Genomic DNA, 17,647 nt, shown 5'->3' on the forward strand with positions numbered 1-17,647 from the left:
CGAGATTCTTTCCCTGTTAAAAATTTCAAAACTCTTTTTGTCATGTAAAAATCTCCTTCCTAAAACAAAATCAATCTACATGTGCTCATTCTAGAAAAAATTTCTAAAATACATTTACACGCAAACCTACAGAGATTTGCGGAACCAGGTTGTCAATATCAACGTCCGAACTTACATCTGTTGGAATAAACCACAACTGACCTTCTGTATAAATTGAGAACGTCCTGAACATCTTCTGTTTTGCAAAAGTCACCCTCGGAAATTCAATCTGAGCAAGCAAGGCAGAAAGAACCTGCGGCTTACCAGACTGACCTTGATTAAATCTCGTAAAGTTTGCACCGACAGTCACGTTTGCAGAAAGCCATTCGTAATCACGTCCAAGGAAGTACATAAATGGAATATATGCAACGTTTGCAAGAATTTTTGCTCCAAATACGCTGTCGCCACCATAACGCTGGTCTGTTTTTGTAAACATTTCGCGCTGTGTCTGCGTAAACTGTCCCCATTGCACCTGAAGACGAACGTTATCATCAAAGAACGAAAGTCCGGCACCAATATCGAATAGAGTTGCTCCCCAGAAATGCCAGTCAAAATACAATCCCTGAATAAACGCCGGAACTTCATAACTTGACTTGTCACCTTTTCGCAAAGCAAGAGAAACACTCTTAAGAGCAACATCGTCGTGTGCAAGACCGCTAAATTCAATGCTCTGGTTAAAGCGTCCGCCTTCGCCCGGGCTTATGAGTTTTACAGTCGGTTTAGTCTTATCAACCTGAACAATAGTTCTTGTAACTGCTGTTTCACCGTTTTTCATTGTCGCACGCACAAGCATAAAGTGATAGCCTTCGGTTATGTCTTCGTTTTCAATGCGGTAGCGCCATTTTCCAGTTTTTGAAATTTCTTCAAATGATTTTCCATTATTGAAAGAAATTTCAACTTTTTCTACAGTTTTTGCCAAGGCAGCGTCTTTCATTTCTTTTTGAGCGCCCTTTGCCTTTGCTGCAATAAGTTCCGTTTCAGAAATTGCGTATCCGGCATCACCAACAATGTACGGTCTTTCGATTGCAAAATCACCGTAAGTAAAATTGTCGATTGTAACCCAAGGACCAACAGAACTGTAATTTATAAACTGCTCGTTAGACATAATCGTGCTTACATTTGCAAGATTTGCCTTAACCTGAATTTTGTGCTGTCCGTCTGTAAGCATTTCTGGCGAAAGATTAAATTTATAATATCCGCTTTCGCTCAGTGTTGTTTCTGCCGTTTTTTCTCCGTCAACCAAAAGTTCAAGGCTTTCGATATTGATTTCGCTTACTGCTGTTCCATAAATATTGAATACACCTTTTACAAATTCTCCATTGAGCGGATACAAAAGATCAACCTTTGCCATTGCGGCGCGTTTATCCAGCTGAACGTTTCTTGAAACGCGGGTAATATTGTCAGCCGCGTCCATTCCTGTTAATTCAACATTGTAAAAACCGTTATCGAGAGAAGACAAGTCTATTGACTCTGTAATAATTTCTCCTGGAGTCAAGTTGATATTTGCAAGTTTTTGGCTTACAGTTTTGCCTTCAAGAGAACGAATAGTAATATAAAGTTTTTTAAGTCCAATATTATCTGTTGTCTGACCAGAGAAGAACAACATTTTTGTTGTTTTTGAATCGTCAAGCGGCAATTCAAGGTTAATGCTTGGAGCGGTGTTGTCAATATTTATCAAAGATGAATAAAGGCCTTCGATTCCAAACCAGTCAACAACTTTCATAAACACAACATGAGTTCCGTCTTCTACGACTCTAGTATCGAATTCGTAAGACCAGTCAGAAACTTCATTTTCGTGAGCAAAATTTCCAGTCGCCTCGTTATAAGTATTTCCATTGTCTACAGAAATATAAACCTTGCTTATACCGTTTTTATCAGTTGCTTTTCCTGTAAGCTTTACCCAGCCACGGACTGTATTGTCAATCGGAGGGGTTATAACTGCGCCCTTTGGTTCTTCAAGAGAAATCTTAAAGTTACGGACAAATTCTGGTCCTTTTACACCATTCAAGTCTTCTGCGTAAACAGTAACCGAGTGCTCGTTGTCTTTCATCGTAGAAAGAGGAACGTCGATTGAAAAACTTGTACCATATTCTTCAGAAACAAGTTTGTATTCACCGTTGTCGATTTTGTAATAAACTTTTGAAGGTCCATCGTCATCAACTACAACGCCAGAAACAACAAAGTCAGTCGTTATTACAGCATTTTCTTCTGGCATATGAACTTCAGCAATTGGAAGATCCGATTTCTGGTCAATTATAAAGTCCCAGCGGCGGATTGTTTCAACATTTCCTGTTTCATCATAAAAATTGAATGACATCAAATCGCTAATCTGCTTATCCGCGGTTCCAATATGAGTAACAACCATAGGTCCAAGAGGAATTTCAACTGGCGCAGAAGAGACATTTCCGTTTTTAGGCGCAACATATTCTGCACGGCTAAAGTGACCGTTGTCCTTTACAATGAATGCAATAAGATTTTCGCCGTTTACAACATCATCTTCGCAAGGAACAACAACCTGAACCTGCGGAGCCTGAGTATCTTTTTGAATTACTGTCTGAGCATAAGAAATTTTTCCTGCAATGTCTTTTGCAAACACGTCAACAGGAATGATTCCGTCTTCAAATGATTCAAGATTGAGCGCGGCAAAGTAAGTTCCGCTTCCGTTTCCTTTGCAAGGATTCCAGTTTCGACCGCCGTCTACCGAATATTCAACGCTTTCAATTCCATTTAAATCGCCGGCTTTTACAGTAAGCATTGTGTTTTTTTGAATCCACTTTTGCAGCTCAGGAGCAACGATTTCTACTGTTGGAGCAGAATCATCAACTAAAAGTTCAATCAAAGTCGAATTGTATGTTATGCCCTGACTGTCAGTCACTTTTAGACCGACATTTTTATAAATTCCTTCTTTTTCTGCAATAATGTATACAAAATTTCCGTCCGCTTGAACAGTAAGTCCGTTTTGAAAAGTTGAAAGAGTTGCCGATACAGGCTCCAAAACGTTTGCGAATGCTCCAAATTTTACGCCGGTTTTTAATACATAGCGGGAATTTGCAGTATCGAACGGAGTTTTTTCTGTCGGTGCCCAGTAAATTCTTTTTTCGTTGTCCACAAGAGAAGAATCTCTTTCGCGCACAATTCCGACAGTTCCTTTATAAGCAGCATTTCCACCAGCAGTTTCTGCCGTTATTTCAAGAGAAGTAAGTCTTGAAGGAAGATTATTCAAAGGAATATTTGCTTCGTAATGAGTTGAATCGATTTGGCGAATTTGTTTTGCATCAACTTTTCCGCTTTGTTTTTCGTCCCCACCAGGCAGTTTTTCTCCAGAAAGAGTCCAGTTTACAGAAGTTACAGGGAAGTCGGAAACAATACTCACGCATACATTTTTTGGAGAATGAGAATTTCCGCGTGGAAGCGCAATTCTCATTCCGCTTGCGTAAATTTTTCCGTCAATTTCCGAAATAAATACTTTTGCAGAACCTGCTTTTTTTGTCGTGTACTTTGAAATCACTTTTCCGTCGCTTGCTTTTACCGAAAGTTCTGGAGAACCGGCAGTCATTTCTGAACGGAAGAATGTTCCGCTAAAATTTGAAGGAGAAGTCTGCGAAGTAATTACATAGTAAACGTCTTCCGCATCAATCCATGAATAAACAGGTTTTGCCGGAATGACTTTTTTGCCGTCGGCTGTTTTTGAAGGCAAATTAGGAAGATTTCTGATTTTTACAGAATCTGCCGCCGTTTTTCCGTTATTTGCTACAATTTCGACTACAGAAATTCCCTTTCTGAGCGCAGCGGCATCAATTTCAAACTCAAATCTGCCTGTCTTTGCAGGAAGTTCTGCAAATTGCCCGAACGAAGGAGAACTTGCTCCTGTTACTAGCAAAGGCGTTTTTAAATCAAAAACAGCAGGAACTGTTATAATCCGGTATTTTAGAGAAGTAAGAGGAGTTTCTGAAGAAACTGCTCCAGAAATTTTTATCTTTGAAAGTTCTTCTATCGGGTTTCCGTCTTCGTCAAACTGCTGTTCAAGATTTTCTTCAGTTTTGTCAACAGCAACTTTTGGCGCAGGAGAATCCGAATGGAAAATCAATTCGCGGCTTTCGTAAGCAACATTGTCCTGAGAAATTACACGGATTTTTACAGGAGAGGAAGTTCCAAGAGCGTCGGTTGCATTCAATTTAATCGTAAATTCATCGTATTCAATTTTTGCAAAAGGAGTTGAAGGAACGATTGAAGCACTTTTTATTTTTCCGCCAGCAAAATATCCAGAAACAGGATGTTCAATGTCGTTTGTAATGTCGCCATTTTCGCTTATGCGGCTGTCTTCAAAAATAACTGCTGGTTTTTCAACATTTATCTGAGTAAGATCCAAAAGATTTACAAGCTCAATTTTCTGAGACACCCGGTTATAAATATCAATCGCTGTAATTGTAAGATTTACCGCTCCATAAGCAACATCGTCGCCACCAAGCGCAATGCTTACAGGAACTGATTTTTCTCCGCCTTTGAGAGCAACTTCTCCGGTCTTGCTTCCGTTGTCGCCCCAGTTTAACTGCCATGCAACCGAAGAAATTCCGCAGTCGCTCAAAACTGTAGTTTCATATTTTGGATTAGACTCAGGATGAACGGTTATTCCTGTGAACACAGGTTCGCTTCCGAGGCTTGAATTGATTTTTCCATTTTCAATCGCTGGAACTTTTCCCATAGAAACAAAGGTTGAAGTTACAGGATTTCCGCGCACACCGTGAATGTCGGTTGCAATTACCGTTACGCTGTGTTTTCCTGTCGAAAGGTCATTTTCTTCGCTGAGCGGAACATAGAAAACGCCATGAGTTTCGAGAGTTTTTGTTTCTCCATCGTCGAGCCTGTATTCAACAGATGCAACTCCGTCGTCGTCCGTTGCAATTCCGCGCAAGAACAAAGTTCCGGCCTCTCCTTCGACAATTCCATCTTTTGCAGGAAATTCAATCGTTACAACAGGCTTATCAAGTTCCTGGTCGATTGAAATTACTTTTTTAACTGTTACTTCGTTTCCGACAGTGTCCAAAGCCGTTACCGAAAATTCAACTTTTTTTGTATTAAGGCCGATTGTGTCGATTTCCTGATACCAATACGGGTTTCCTGGAGTAAGTTCAAATTCACCAGATTTTTCGCCACAAGCCCAGGTAAGTTTTTGAACGCCGATTGTATCTTTTGCATAACCTGCAACTCCAAAACGACCGTTCATAACTTCACCGTCAGCAGGAGAAACAATTTTTACGTCTGGTTTTGTGTTGTCAATAAAATAAAGGAATGAATTATATCCGACAGAACCCATTTTGTCCGTTGCCTTAAACCAGCAGACTGCCGCTCCGTCTGGAGATTCTTTTGTGTTAATCGGAAGTTCAAAAGTGCAAATTCCAGTTTTTTTGTCTTCCTTGATTTTTACTTCGTTAAAAGTTTTTCTTCCGTCAAGAGAATATGAAAGAGACTTTATGCCGTTTCCGTCAGAAACTGTTCCTTTGAGAGTGATTTTGTCAGAAACAAGAGTTCCGAGCGCAAGATTTGTAACTTCTGTAACAGGAAGCCTGCGGTCAAGATTCCAGGTTACCTTTGCGTTTTTTGAGGGTTTTGCCGCAGAAGAAAGTCCGTTTATATCAATTCCATAAACTTCGATTGTATGTGGTCCTTCCGAAAGTTCCGTAGTATCAAGATAATACGACCAAAATTCTTTTCCTTTAGCCTTTACAGGTTCTGCTCCGTCAAGGCTAATCCAAACTTCGTCAACTCCATCATCATCAATACAGGTTCCGACAATATTCAAGTTTCCTGGAACACGCATATTTTTAATCGGATTTGTTATACCAGAAACAGGATAATCCGAATCAGGATCAATAAAAATATTATAAGGTCCGCCGACAGTTTCGTTACCACCCTTATCCTTTACGGTAACCATGGCATTGTACTTACCTTCTTTTTTGCCGCTAATATCAAATTCTTCCTGCCAACTGTCCATCTGGGCAACGTCGCGCTCATCAATATCGCGCTTGCCACGTGCAAAAACAGATAATCCACAGACAATCAAAACAGAAAAGAAAAACGCACTTTTTTTCATGCTCGTCCCCTTATATAACACTTTTTTATTATTTCTTAATAGTATAACGAAAAACTTATAAGCGCAAATTTTTGGAAATAAATAATTTCTCGATTATATTTATCGGCATATTATAAAATATTATAACAATTATGGAGAAATTCGACATTTTATTCAATTCTCAAATATTTTTTTTAATATTTTTGTTTATTTTTACCAAAAATATTGACTTTATAACTTTATAAAGTCTGAAAATTATAGTTTTAAAAACAGTTCATTTTTTTATGCAAAATTGAGTATATAAATATATAATTGATAAAAAATTCTATTCACATTCGGCTGATTAAAACGGCGATCAAAATAAAACAAAAAGAGGCGACAGACATGGACGAAAAAATTGAACAACTTCAAAAAATGGTTGATGAAAGTTCCCGAATTGTATTTTTTGGAGGCGCTGGCGTAAGCACAGAAAGCGGCATTCCGGATTTTAGGAGTCAGGACGGTCTTTACCAGCAAAAGTGGAAGTTTCCGCCAGAAACAATAATTTCAAGAAGTTTTTTTGACACCAACCCAAAAGAATTTTACAGGTTTTATCGCGAAAAACTGATTATAAAAAACGCAAAACCAAATATTACGCATTTTAAGCTTGCAGAACTTGAACAAAAAGGAAAACTTTCCGCAATAGTTACGCAAAACATTGACGGTTTGCACCAAAAAGCAGGAAGCAAAAAAGTTTTTGAACTGCACGGAAGCACTTTGCGCAACTTTTGTATGAAATGTGGCAAGTTTTATGACGACAATTTTATTCTCGAAAGCAAAAACTCTCCGGATAGTCTTCCACACTGCACAGAATGCAACGGTCTTGTAAAACCGGACGTTGTTCTTTACGAAGAAGGTCTGGACGAAAATGTTATTGAAGGAGCAATTCAGGCAATAAAAAATGCGGATATGCTCATAATCGGAGGTACTTCCCTAGTCGTTTATCCAGCAGCAGGCTTTATTCGCTATTTTACAGGAAAAAATCTCGCAATGATAAACAAAACTCAAACTCAAGCCGACGAAATGGCAAATTTAGTCATTCATCAAGGTCTAGGCAGTGTTTTTGAACAAATAAAATAGAAAAAAAATAATTTTCCGTCCAAGATTTTAAAGAACAAAAGCTGGAATCTAGCGGTTTATAAAGTCAAACAAGCGATTAAAATCGTCCTTGCTAAAATAGGAAATTTCGATTGAGCCTTTTTCGTACGAACCTTTAATCTGAACTTTAGTTCCAAGTTTCTGGATAAGTTGAGTTTCGACGTCGATTAAATCAGGATCGCGCGTCAAACTTTTTACACCCTCGTTTTTCTTAATCTTAGGCTGAGGATTATTGATTTCCGATGCCATAACTTCCGTCTGATGAACAGAAAGTCCCTGCCCTACAATTTTTCCAAACAAAATGTGCATATTCATTTTGTCCTTTACCATCAAAAGAGCACGGGCATGTCCAGCGGTAATTTGTCCGCTCACAAGCGCATTCTGAATGTCTTCTGGAAGTTTTAGGAGACGGATTGCATTTGCAACGGTAGCACGATTTTTGCCAACTTTCTGAGCAACCTCTTCCTGCTTGAGTCCGCCGAGTTCCATAAGCTTGTAATAAGCCCTGGCTTCTTCGACAGGATTTAAATCTGCACGCTGGATATTTTCGATAAGCGCAACTTCGAGTTTTTTCTGATCGCTAAATGCAGAAAGCTGAACAGGGATTTTTTCAAGTCCAGCAAGGCGAGAAGCGCGGGTACGTCGTTCACCGGCAATAATATAAAAAGTGCCGTCTTTTGCATCTTCTATCGTAACAGGCTGAATTACGCCGTTTTCTTTAATCGAATCCGAAAGTTCTTTTAACTGCTCAGGATCAAATTCCTGACGCGGCTGATAAGGATTTGGGCGCAAAAGTTCCGGGTTAATCCAAAGTTTTCCAAATTCGTCCTGTTCAATACCAGCAGGCAGATTTGTTTTTACAGATTGAAAAGAATTCTCTGTTTTTGCCGGTTCGTCCTCTTTTGCAGAAGAGCCTAGAAGAGAATCAAGACCGTTTCCAAGCCCAAATTTTTTAGCCACGGCGGATTACCTCCCCAGCAAGTTTTTCATAACTTTTCGCACCAACACAACTCGGGTCATAAAGACAGATCGGCACTCCATGAGAAGGAGCTTCCGAAAGACGGATATTGCGAGGAATAATCGTATTAAAAACAACATCCTTAAAATAAGCCTGAACCTGACGCACAACGTCCTGAGCAAGACGAGTACGGCTGTCGTACATAGTAAAGAAAATTCCGCCAATTATAAGTTTTGGATTTATTGATTTTTGAACCTTTTTTACAGTCTGAAGCAAAAGAGTAATTCCTTCGAGAGCAAAATATTCGCACTGCATAGGAACAATTACAGAATCTGCGGCGGCAAGCCCATTAAGAGTTAAAATTCCAAGAGACGGAGGACAGTCAATAAGAATAAAGTCGTATTTTTCTCTAAGCGGCTCAAGCGCTTTTTTTAAGAAAAATTCACGGTTTTCTTCATCAACAAGTTCAATTGCAGCGCCAGAAAGGTCAGTATCTGCGGTAATTGCGTCAAGATTTTCAACTGGAGTATTTTTTACAGCCTGTTCACAAGTGCATTGCCCAGCAAGAAGTTCGTAAATCGTAGGTTTGTCTTTTTTTGCACCGACGCCACTGGACATATTTCCCTGAGAGTCAAAATCAACAAGCAGAACTTTTTTTCCTGCCTTTGCAATATACGCTCCAATGTTTATGGCAGAAGTCGTTTTGCCAACGCCACCCTTCTGATTAACAAAAACAATAATTTTTCCCATATAAATACTATACCGCAAAACAACATTAAAAATACAGTCCTTTGAGAAACATTTTTTGTTTCTCAAAATTCCGGGCGTCCCCCGCTTTGCGGGTCGCTACGACCGCAGTTCCGGCTTTTGCCTCCATTCCTGAGTTCTACGCACTCAGGAACGCTTCGCGCTGCTATCATCGCTGACGCTTTTTAGATAAAATACAAAATATGCTTTTATCCGCAACACTTTCTAAACCTGCAAAAAAAACAAATGACAACCCGGAAACTTCTTTCATTCGGGTAAAAATCAAACTTTCTGTTTCTTCAAACCTGGAACAAAACCTCTATCTTGCCGAATTTTACACAAAAACCCAGGTTTTCCATAAAAAAATGAGCGCCGTGGAAGTTGAAGAATTTATCAAAAAAAACGTTCCGGCAAATTTTAAAAACTGCGTTGAACGCACAGAAACCGAAGAAATTACGATTCTTGCAAACAAAAAAGGAGACATTACCCGTCTTGTAAAAAAACTAAAAAACGAAAACGCGTTAGGGGGTGGAACCGCGCCGACAGGCGTTGCCGAAGGCAATGACAACGGTGGAACACCCGACCCGGCAGGGGAACGCCCAATTCCGTACAAAAATCTTTTAACCGGAAAATCCTTTAACAAAAAGAAAAATTACATTCTTCCGGAAGGAAAACCTGTTCCGTTTTTGGTGCGGCTCGGAATTATGACGGCAGAAGGCAGGGTTATTGCGGCAAAATACGACAAATTCCGGCAAATCAACCGTTTTTTGGAAATTTTTAAGGACGCAGCTCTCGAAGTTTTGGCAAAAAAAGGCGGTGGAGAACTGAGCGTTGTTGATTTTGGCTCGGGAAAAAGTTATCTGACGTTTGCAGTTCAGTATTTTTTGACAGAAATCTTAAAAGTTCCTTGCAGAATTTTCGGGCTGGATTTAAAAAAAGACGTAATTGAATACTGCTCAAGACTTTCGGACGACCTTGACCTTAAAAATTTGAGTTTTGCGGTCGGCGACATTGCAGAATTTGGCGAAGATAAAAAACCAGACATTATAATCACCCTGCACGCCTGCGACACTGCGACCGATTACGCCTTAAACTACGCAATAAAAAAAGGCGCATCTGCGATTCTTTCTGTGCCTTGCTGCCAGCACGAAATAAATTTGCAGCTTAAAAAAAATAATGCCGGCGAAAATTCGGTTTTTGAACCGCTTTTAAAATATGGACTTATAAAAGAGAGGTTTTCTGCGCTTGTTACGGATGCTGTTCGTGGCGAACTTTTGGAAAATTCCGGATACAAAGTACAGATGATTGAATTTATTGACGACGAAGGCACTCCGAAAAATCTTATGATTCGTGCAGTAAAAAAATCAGGTTTTGAAAAAGAAACTGTCGCAAAAAAAAGTTCCTGCAAAATTTTACAGGAACTTGGCGTAAGTCAGACTTTAGAAAATCTTCTTAATTAGTTTTTTGCAGATTTTTTATTTTTGAATAAGTTTTCCGTTTTCAAAAATCATGCTTGCGGTGTCGAGATATTTTTTTGGAATTTCGATTCCGCAGTTTTTTGCTGAATCCAGGTCAAACAAAAGGTCAAAGTCTTCTGGTTCTGTCATAAAACGGACTGGGAGTTCTGACGGTTTTTTGCCGTTCAAAATCTGAAAAACCATTTCGCCAGTTGCACGACCAGCCTTGTAATAGTTAAATCCAGAAGCGATTACGCATCCGCCGTTCATTGCGCCAGTCACGTCGCCAGAGAAAATCGGCTTTTTTGCCTTTTCAAAAACCTGAATAAGGCTTGAAAGAGCGCTAAAAACGGTATTGTCGGTTGTAAGGTAAATTCCGTCAACACGGTTTACGATTGTTTCTGCCGCCTGTTTTACTTCGCTTGAATTTGTAATTGATTGAGTTACAAGGTTAAGTCCGAGTTTTTGGCAGGCATTTTTTACGAGTTCAAGAGAAGAAACAGAATTTGCTTCGCTCGACGTGTAGATATAACCGAGTGTTTTGATTCCAGCAATTTCCTTAAAAAGCGCAATGTGCTGTTCTGTCGGAATTGCGTCGCTCATACCGGTAACATTTCCTTCGCCGTGTTCAAGAGTTGTTACAAGTCCAGCGCTAAGAGGATCTGTAATTGTTCCAAATACAACAGGAATGTCTTTTATTGAATTTGCAAGAGCGAGTGCTACAGGAGTTGCGATTCCTACTGCAACATCTACATTTTCGTCCTTGTATTTGAGCGCAATCTGTGCAGCTGTGTTTACGTCGCCGTTTGCATTCTGCAAGTCGTATTCTGCATCAATTCCGTTATCTTTTAAATAATCGACAATGCCCTGTTCAACAGAATCCAAAGCAACGTGCTGAACGATTTTTGCAATTCCAATCTTTATTTTTTTTTCAGAATTTGCTGATTTTTTTGAGCAGGAAAGAGTTCCAAAAAGCAAGGCCGCAGCAATTGCAGAAAAAACAATTTTATTTACGAGTTTCATAAAGGTCCTCCAAAAAAAGTGATTACTCCATTATGTTACTATAAATAGAAACGTCATGTCAAGAAGATTTTTTGTTTTTTATTTTTTTACTTTTATTGAAGCATCAATGCGTCGTTTGAAACCTGTATTTTTTTAAACTGTGCGATTAAGTCTTCCATCGTAAGATTTTCTTTCTGCTCGCCGTTTATATCCAAAATTATCTGGCCTTTATGCATCATGATGAGACGGTTTCCGTAATCGAGCGCATGCTGCATATTATGAGTAACCATCATCGTTGTAAGTCCCATTTCGCGTGTAAATTTGAGGGTAAGTTGCATTACAAGCTCAGCATTTGCAGGGTCGAGGGCGGCAGTGTGTTCATCAAGCAAAAGCAAATCCGGCTTGCTCATAACTGCCATTAAAAGCGTAAGCGCCTGTCTCTGCCCGCCAGAAAACTGTTCAACATTGTCGTTAAGGCGATTTTCGAGTCCCATATTGAGTTCTTTAAGCTGTTCGCGGAATTGTTCGCGAAGACGGTTATTCAGCGAAATTTTTAACCCCTTGTTTCCTTTTTTGCTGGAAATTACCATATTGTCTTCGAGCTTCATTTTTCCAGCTGTCCCCAAAAGAGGATTTTGAAAAATTCGTCCAAGGTAGCGCGCGCGCTTGTACTCAGGATCGCCAGTTATATCGCGGACAAAGCCGTTCTGTTCAAGAAAAATTTTTCCAGCAGTTGGCTTTAAGGTGCCTGCAATTATATTGTAGAGAGTTGATTTTCCAGCTCCGTTTGAACCAATTACTGTTATAAAATCTCCACGGTTAATTTTTAAATTTATTCCTGACAAAGCCTTGTTTTCGTCTGGCGTATGCGCATTAAATGTAATTCCAATATCTTTTAATTCAAGCATTGTTTTCTCCCATAATGAAGTTTAGGCAAATTTTTATTAGTTTTTCTAATTTTCAACTTACAGAAGGCCTTTTTAAGTGTTCCTTAAAATATGCGCTAATATTCGTTTTTGAAATTATCAGGCAGACGATGATTAAAAGTCCAGTAATAAGTTTTAAGTCGTTCGGACCAAGTCCAACAGCACTTCCATAACGGCGGGCAACGTACATAAGAGCGCGGTACAAAATCGAACCGAGAATTACGCGGAAAGTCTGCCAGCCGATTTTATTTGAACGAATCAAAAATTCACCAAGCATAAGGGAAGCAAGCCCCGAAACCACAACTCCAGTTCCGCTTCCAACATCGGCAAACCCCTGATACATTGCAAACATCGCTCCAGAAAGAGCTGCCATTGCATCGCCCAAACAAATTCCAACCGCACGCACAAAACGCGGATCAACACCCTGACTAATTACCATCTGCGGATTAGAGCCTAAAGCGCCCATCGTCAAACCAAAATCCGTCGAAAAAAAAGTGTTGAGCAAAAAAGTAAGGATTGCAACAAAAATCGCGACAAAAATCACGATTGACCAGTCGCCGGCAGCTGGAAAAGCCCTGGAAAGACTTTTAAAAATCGTATTGAGCCGCAAAAAAGAAACATTTGCGTGGTTCGACATAATCCGTAAGTTCACAGAATAAAGCATTGTCATAACCAGAATTCCGGCTAAAAGGTCAGGAATTCGCAGTTTTGAATAAATCAAAGTGGTAAAAAGACCGGCAACCGCACCACCGCAAAAAGCAATCAAAAGCGCGCAATAAGGCGAAATTCCGTGCGTAAGGCAGGCAGCAAGAATACACGCGCCCATCGGAAAAGAGCCGTCAACCGTCATGTCGCAAAAGTTAAGGACGCGAAAAGTCATAAAAACGCCCAAAACCATAATGCCGTAAATAAAACCTTCGATTAAAATTCCAGAAATCATTTTTTTTGTGTCCGTTTTCAGTAATATTTTGTTCTTATATAGAGTAACAGATTTTTGAAATTTTGTCAGTTTTTATTTTGGAGCGCAATTTTCCGTCTTATCCGGCTCTTACTGCAAGTCCTCCTTCGCTCCGCTCGTCCGGTCTTTCCGTGACGATCCGGGCTAAGTTTTCCAGTCAAACAAAAAACGCTCCGCACGAAAAAGCATTTTTTAATTTGCCGTACGGACAATTTTTCAATTTATTTTAAAACCGAACCGCGGATCCGCTTTACGTTGCGTGCCTGTCCGAGAGAAAAAGTTCTCTCTTCGTGTTCAGGTTCAACAACAAGATGAACAACGCTGTCTACCGGATTCTTTTCTACAGAAACTGGAGTTCCAACAATTATTGCAAGTCCGTCCGGCATTTTTTTGTCGTCGTATTCAAGTTCAAGCATCATATTCTGAGTAATTGCGCTTTCCGCAACATGAACTTTTCCCTGATAATCCATTCCATTCGCTTCAATCTGTTCGAGTTTTACGCTGTCTGCATTGAGCTGCTGTGGAGTCAAGATAATTTTTCTGTTTATTCTGAGCAAAAGTCCTTCCCTCTGCTCCGGAGTAATCGCCATTTTGTCCAAAAGTCCGCGGAGCATATCAAAATGCTCTTTTCTTTCTTCGTCCGTAGTTATAACTCCGTAACTGTCGCTTCCTTCGCTTTCAGAAATTGCTCCGCTCCTAAGTTGTGCTGTTCCGCCACCCAAAAGCGCGCTCCCAGCAGTTCTGTTTATTTCAAAAACCGGGAAAGCCGGTCCAGACAATTCGCTCTTTGACGTCTGAATGCTTCCTATAAAGTCCAAACCGCTCTCTTTTATCAGGTTTTGAGCTTCTTCGTCCGAGGCAACGTTCAACAAAAATGCGCCAGGTGCAATAATTTTAGAAATTTTCGGAGAAATCGAAGGGTTGTTCTGAACCAAGACTGTACTTTTTTCATCAACTTTTAGAACATATCCTTTGTACAAACTAGCCGAAGAATAAGAATTGCTCCAGTCCTCAATGCTCACAAGAAGATTTTCCGGAAGTTCATAAGCGCAGAATTTTTTTATAATTTCCAAAATTTCTTTTTCGACCAAGCCGCTGTCCAAAGCGCGCATTATGGATTTTCTGGTAATCTCAAAAACCGCCGCAGTATCAAACTGCTTTAAGTCCATAATTCTCATAAGCGGTAAAAGCTCTTTCAGAGGAAGCCCCGGAAAAACCGTAACATTAAAGGCTGGATCAATATTTAAAACCTTTGGAAGTTCAGGTTCGGCTCCAATTCCTGTTCCAGAAACAGTCTTCTTAAAAAGAACGCCACCTTTTACAAAAACAGTTTCGCCGTTTTCGTCCTTTCCATATTCCTGTAAAATTCCAAACATTGCGGCACTGTCGCAAAGCCTGTCCATAACCGCAGAAGGATTTTCCAAAATCGAATTTGCCGAAGAATTTTCATCTTCTCCCTGAGCGCGGGCCAAAATTGAATTAAAACGTCCGCCTCCAAAAGAGCGTTCCGACGAAGAAAATGCAGAAGGGTCTTTTTCAAAAAGCAAAAATGCCGTTCTCAAAACGCAGGTACGCGCAAATCCTGTCGCAGGCAGAGAATTTGAGGTTTCGAGAAGAAGCTTTGCCTGGCTCATAAGAGCGGTACGGCTAAAGCGTCCAATTCCAGCAACACACAGATAAGCGTACTGAAGTTTTTCGTCAAGTTCGGCAAAAGATTTTAGTCTTGAACCGTCGATTTCATAACCGTTCAACTTTTCTTTTACGAGCGAAAGGTTTATAAAAGCCGTAAAAATATGCTGAAAAACAGGCGCTGTTCCAGAACCAAATATTTCTTCGAGTTTTTCGCAATCGCGTTTTTTTATACTTCCGTCCGCCTTGCAAAGTCCAGGATTTGTGCAGACAAAATTTATAAAAGCCGCAAGTTTTTCTGGTGTAAGCGCTGAAGAAACTTCTTCGTTCCGCTTTTCGAGAACTGGCAATGGCAAGAGAATTTTTTTGCTGAGAAGAGGAAGAATTTCATCTTCGAGCATAGGATTTAACGAAATCAGGGTTTTGCGCGTATTTTTGTCGCCGTGACGGTAAATCAAAAGTCTTTCTTCAAGATTTAAAAGCCGCTCATAAAGTTTTGCAAAATTGATTGTTTTGTCAAAAAAATTGGAAAGTTTTTCGGTTGTCGCATTTGGAATATAATAAACGGCTGCAAGAATTAAAATGTCGCTTTCGGACAACAGATTGATTATTGTGTGGCGGTTTTCTTCTTTTCTCAAAAATGCGCCGAGCTGTTCAATGAGTTTTTGCTTGTTGAACGGGGAATGAATTTCGCCCAAATACATTCTAATAAGTTCAAAAAAATGATTATCCGGCAAAGTAATAAAACTTTCTCTCCAGTCAATTATTCTCTGAACCTTAGGATCAACTTTTATCATTTTATTCCCCCTCAAAATCTACGGCTTTTTTTGATTTTTCTGACGGCATAAATCCGTTCAGCGCAGCAACCGCATTTTTTAATTACAGCAATCTGAAAGTACCAGTTCTGTTGAATTGGAAACTCTCACGACGCGGTAAGCATATCCTTGTTCCGCCAGAAATTTCTGACGATTAGAACCAAAATCTTCTTCGACCGTGTTTCGCGTAATCAGCGTAAAGAAACGGCTTTTTCGCTCTTTCGGACGCAAGATTCTGCCAAGACGCTGGGCTTCTTCCTGACGGCTTCCAAAAGTTCCGCTCACCTGAATCGCCATGCTTGCATCTGGCAAATCAATTGCAAAATTTGCAACTTTCGAAACAACCAAAACCCGAATTTCGCCCGACCGGAATTTTGCATAAATCTGATCGCGTTCTTCATTCGGAGTTTTTCCAGTTATGACAGGCACTTTCAGCATTTTTGCAATTTCGCCAAGCTGTTCCAGATACTGACCGATAACCAGAATTTTATCTTCGGGATTCTCTTTTACGAGTTTTTCGACAATTTTGTATTTTTCGGGATTTTCACTTGCAATCCGGTGTTTTTTTCTTAAAGGAGCAACTGCATATTCAAGTTCTTTGTCACTGCTCAAATCCAGGCGCAATTCAATACATTCGGCAGAAGCAATCCAGCCCGTAGCCTCAAGGTCTTTCCACGGAACATCATAGCGTTTTGGACCAACAAGGCTGAATACGTTTCCTTCACATCCGTCTTCGCGCACCAAAGTTGCAGTAAGTCCGACACGACGAATCGCCTGAATTTCTGCCGTCACGCGAAAAACAGGAGCCGGAAGCATGTGCACTTCGTCGTAAATTATAAGTCCCCAATTGCGCTGTCTGAAAAGCGCAAAATGCGGATACGGACCGTCTTTTTCTGGTCGCCAAGTTAAAATCTGATAAGTGGCAACGGTAACAGGCTTTATAACTTTGTTTTCTCCAGTATATTCTGCAATCATATCGCGCGGAAGGTCGGTTTTGTCGACAAGCTCGTCAATCCACTGATGCACAGCAGAAATATTTGTCGTAATAATCAGCGTGCTAGTCTTTAATAAATCCATTACCGTCATACCGACAACTGTTTTTCCTGCCCCACAAGGAAGGACAATAGTGCCAAATCCAGTTCCAGGACCTTTGTCGCCAACAAGAGCGGCTGCCGCTTCTTTTTGATAATTGCGAAGTTCAAAAGGACGTCCAGAATTAGTCACTTTTCGAAGATTCACATTCAAAGGCTCGCCTTCTGCCAAAGGAACGTCGTCTTTTACAGGCCAGCCAAGTCTCAGCAAGTCCTGCTTTACAGTTCCACGGTCGGTCAAATTAAGCATAAAGCAGTTATGTTTTTCGTTTTCGGAGACCTTTACTTTTTTATCTTCGCTTATTCCAGAAGGCTCTTCGTACTGGCACTCTGTCAGCATTTTTTTTCCAACACTACAGGCGGCAATTTCGCGGTAAACGAGAGAACTTTCCGTCACCAAATACAAATATTCTTCCGTAATCTGTTTAGAGTTTTTTTTGCTTTCAGTGTTAGCCACTGTCAAAGGAACTTCAACTTTTGGTCCCTGTACAAGACGCAGTTTTCCAAAACGGCCGGCAGTTTCCAAAATCCACTGCTCGACAGACTGAGGGACATCGTAACGGGCAAATTCTTTAAGAACACCAATCGCCTGTTCAGGTTTAAAACCTGCGCCAGAAGCATTCCACAAAGAAAGCGCTGTTAAACGGTAAGTATGCAAATGTTCGGGAGAGCGTTCAAGTTCGGCAAAAGGAATCAGCGCATTACGGCATTCGGCTGCACGCGGAGCATGTACATCAAGAAGCAGAGTTCTGTCACTTTGAACAATTAACGGATTATCAAATTGCATAACAGATTATTCTAGGCGATTAAAAAAGTTT

10 protein-coding genes are annotated in these 17,647 nt (G+C 40.3%); 2 read left to right on the plus strand and 8 right to left on the minus strand.

The window, feature by feature from the left end:
* Positions 1-103: 103 nt before the first annotated feature.
* Positions 104-6,130 carry an Ig-like domain-containing protein gene (locus ACT6XC_RS06985; protein WP_443741292.1) on the minus strand — a complete coding sequence of 2,009 codons (6,027 nt, stop codon included), beginning with the start codon at positions 6,128-6,130 and terminating at the stop codon, positions 104-106.
* Between the two features lie 363 nt (positions 6,131-6,493).
* On the opposite strand from ACT6XC_RS06985, the gene ACT6XC_RS06990 reads away from it, so the two are divergent.
* Entirely contained in the window at positions 6,494-7,228 is a 735-nt protein-coding gene (locus ACT6XC_RS06990; protein ID WP_443741293.1) for an NAD-dependent protein deacylase, read from the plus strand.
* Between the two features lie 48 nt (positions 7,229-7,276).
* Here the strand turns inward: ACT6XC_RS06990 and ACT6XC_RS06995 are convergent, their stop codons facing one another.
* Both ACT6XC_RS06995 and ACT6XC_RS07000 read right to left on the minus strand, forming a co-directional pair.
* Complete coding sequence (locus ACT6XC_RS06995) at positions 7,277-8,206, minus strand: ParB/RepB/Spo0J family partition protein (RefSeq protein ID WP_443738045.1); 930 nt, start codon at positions 8,204-8,206, stop codon at positions 7,277-7,279.
* A complete protein-coding gene (locus ACT6XC_RS07000) occupies positions 8,199-8,954 on the minus strand; it encodes a ParA family protein (RefSeq protein ID WP_443738046.1) in 756 nt (251 codons plus the stop codon). The genes ACT6XC_RS06995 and ACT6XC_RS07000 overlap by 8 nt, the downstream gene beginning before the upstream one ends.
* 200 nt (positions 8,955-9,154) lie before the next feature.
* On the opposite strand from ACT6XC_RS07000, the gene ACT6XC_RS07005 reads away from it, so the two are divergent.
* The gene (locus ACT6XC_RS07005) at positions 9,155-10,411 is read left to right on the plus strand and encodes a class I SAM-dependent methyltransferase (protein ID WP_443741294.1); all 1,257 of its coding nucleotides are present in this window, start codon (positions 9,155-9,157) and stop codon (positions 10,409-10,411) included.
* A gap of 15 nt (positions 10,412-10,426) precedes the next feature.
* On the opposite strand, the gene ACT6XC_RS07010 is transcribed toward ACT6XC_RS07005, so the two are convergent.
* The 5 genes from ACT6XC_RS07010 to ACT6XC_RS07030 all read right to left on the minus strand — a co-directional run bounded on the left by ACT6XC_RS07010 (position 10,427) and on the right by ACT6XC_RS07030 (position 17,616).
* Positions 10,427-11,431, minus strand: coding sequence for an ABC transporter substrate-binding protein (locus ACT6XC_RS07010; RefSeq protein WP_443741295.1), 1,005 nt, complete (start codon positions 11,429-11,431; stop codon positions 10,427-10,429).
* Positions 11,432-11,523: 92 nt separating this feature from the next.
* On the minus strand, positions 11,524-12,318 hold the full coding sequence (locus ACT6XC_RS07015; protein ID WP_443741296.1) for an ABC transporter ATP-binding protein: 795 nt from the start codon (positions 12,316-12,318) through the stop codon (positions 11,524-11,526).
* 52 nt (positions 12,319-12,370) lie between these two features.
* Positions 12,371-13,276: an ABC transporter permease gene (locus ACT6XC_RS07020; RefSeq protein ID WP_443738050.1), complete on the minus strand. Its 906-nt coding sequence runs from the start codon at positions 13,274-13,276 to the stop codon at positions 12,371-12,373.
* A 239-nt stretch (positions 13,277-13,515) separates the two neighbouring features.
* Complete coding sequence (locus tag ACT6XC_RS07025; RefSeq protein WP_443741297.1) at positions 13,516-15,720, minus strand: helicase-associated domain-containing protein; 2,205 nt, start codon at positions 15,718-15,720, stop codon at positions 13,516-13,518.
* Positions 15,721-15,798: 78 nt separating this feature from the next.
* The gene (locus tag ACT6XC_RS07030; protein WP_443741298.1) at positions 15,799-17,616 is read right to left on the minus strand and encodes a DNA repair helicase XPB; all 1,818 of its coding nucleotides are present in this window, start codon (positions 17,614-17,616) and stop codon (positions 15,799-15,801) included.
* Between the last annotated feature and the right edge of the window lie 31 nt (positions 17,617-17,647).

It is taken from the genome of Treponema berlinense, from assembly GCF_052273165.1.
GTDB lineage: Bacteria > Spirochaetota > Spirochaetia > Treponematales > Treponemataceae > Treponema_D > Treponema_D berlinense_A.

Bases quoted from the DNA above. Each gene is read 5' to 3' on its own strand.
- ACT6XC_RS07010 (WP_443741295.1), bottom strand. From the start codon at position 11,431: ATGAAACTCGTAAATAAAATTGTTTTTTCTGCAATTGCTGCGGCCTTG.
- ACT6XC_RS07025 (WP_443741297.1), bottom strand. From the start codon at position 15,720: ATGATAAAAGTTGATCCTAAGGTTCAGAGAATAATTGACTGGAGAGAA.
- ACT6XC_RS07005 (WP_443741294.1), top strand. From the start codon at position 9,155: ATGCTTTTATCCGCAACACTTTCTAAACCTGCAAAAAAAACAAATGAC.
- ACT6XC_RS07020 (WP_443738050.1), bottom strand. From the start codon at position 13,276: ATGATTTCTGGAATTTTAATCGAAGGTTTTATTTACGGCATTATGGTT.
- ACT6XC_RS06985 (WP_443741292.1), bottom strand. From the start codon at position 6,130: ATGAAAAAAAGTGCGTTTTTCTTTTCTGTTTTGATTGTCTGTGGATTA.
- ACT6XC_RS07015 (WP_443741296.1), bottom strand. From the start codon at position 12,318: ATGCTTGAATTAAAAGATATTGGAATTACATTTAATGCGCATACGCCA.
- ACT6XC_RS07000 (WP_443738046.1), bottom strand. From the start codon at position 8,954: ATGGGAAAAATTATTGTTTTTGTTAATCAGAAGGGTGGCGTTGGCAAA.
- ACT6XC_RS07030 (WP_443741298.1), bottom strand. From the start codon at position 17,616: ATGCAATTTGATAATCCGTTAATTGTTCAAAGTGACAGAACTCTGCTT.
- ACT6XC_RS06990 (WP_443741293.1), top strand. From the start codon at position 6,494: ATGGACGAAAAAATTGAACAACTTCAAAAAATGGTTGATGAAAGTTCC.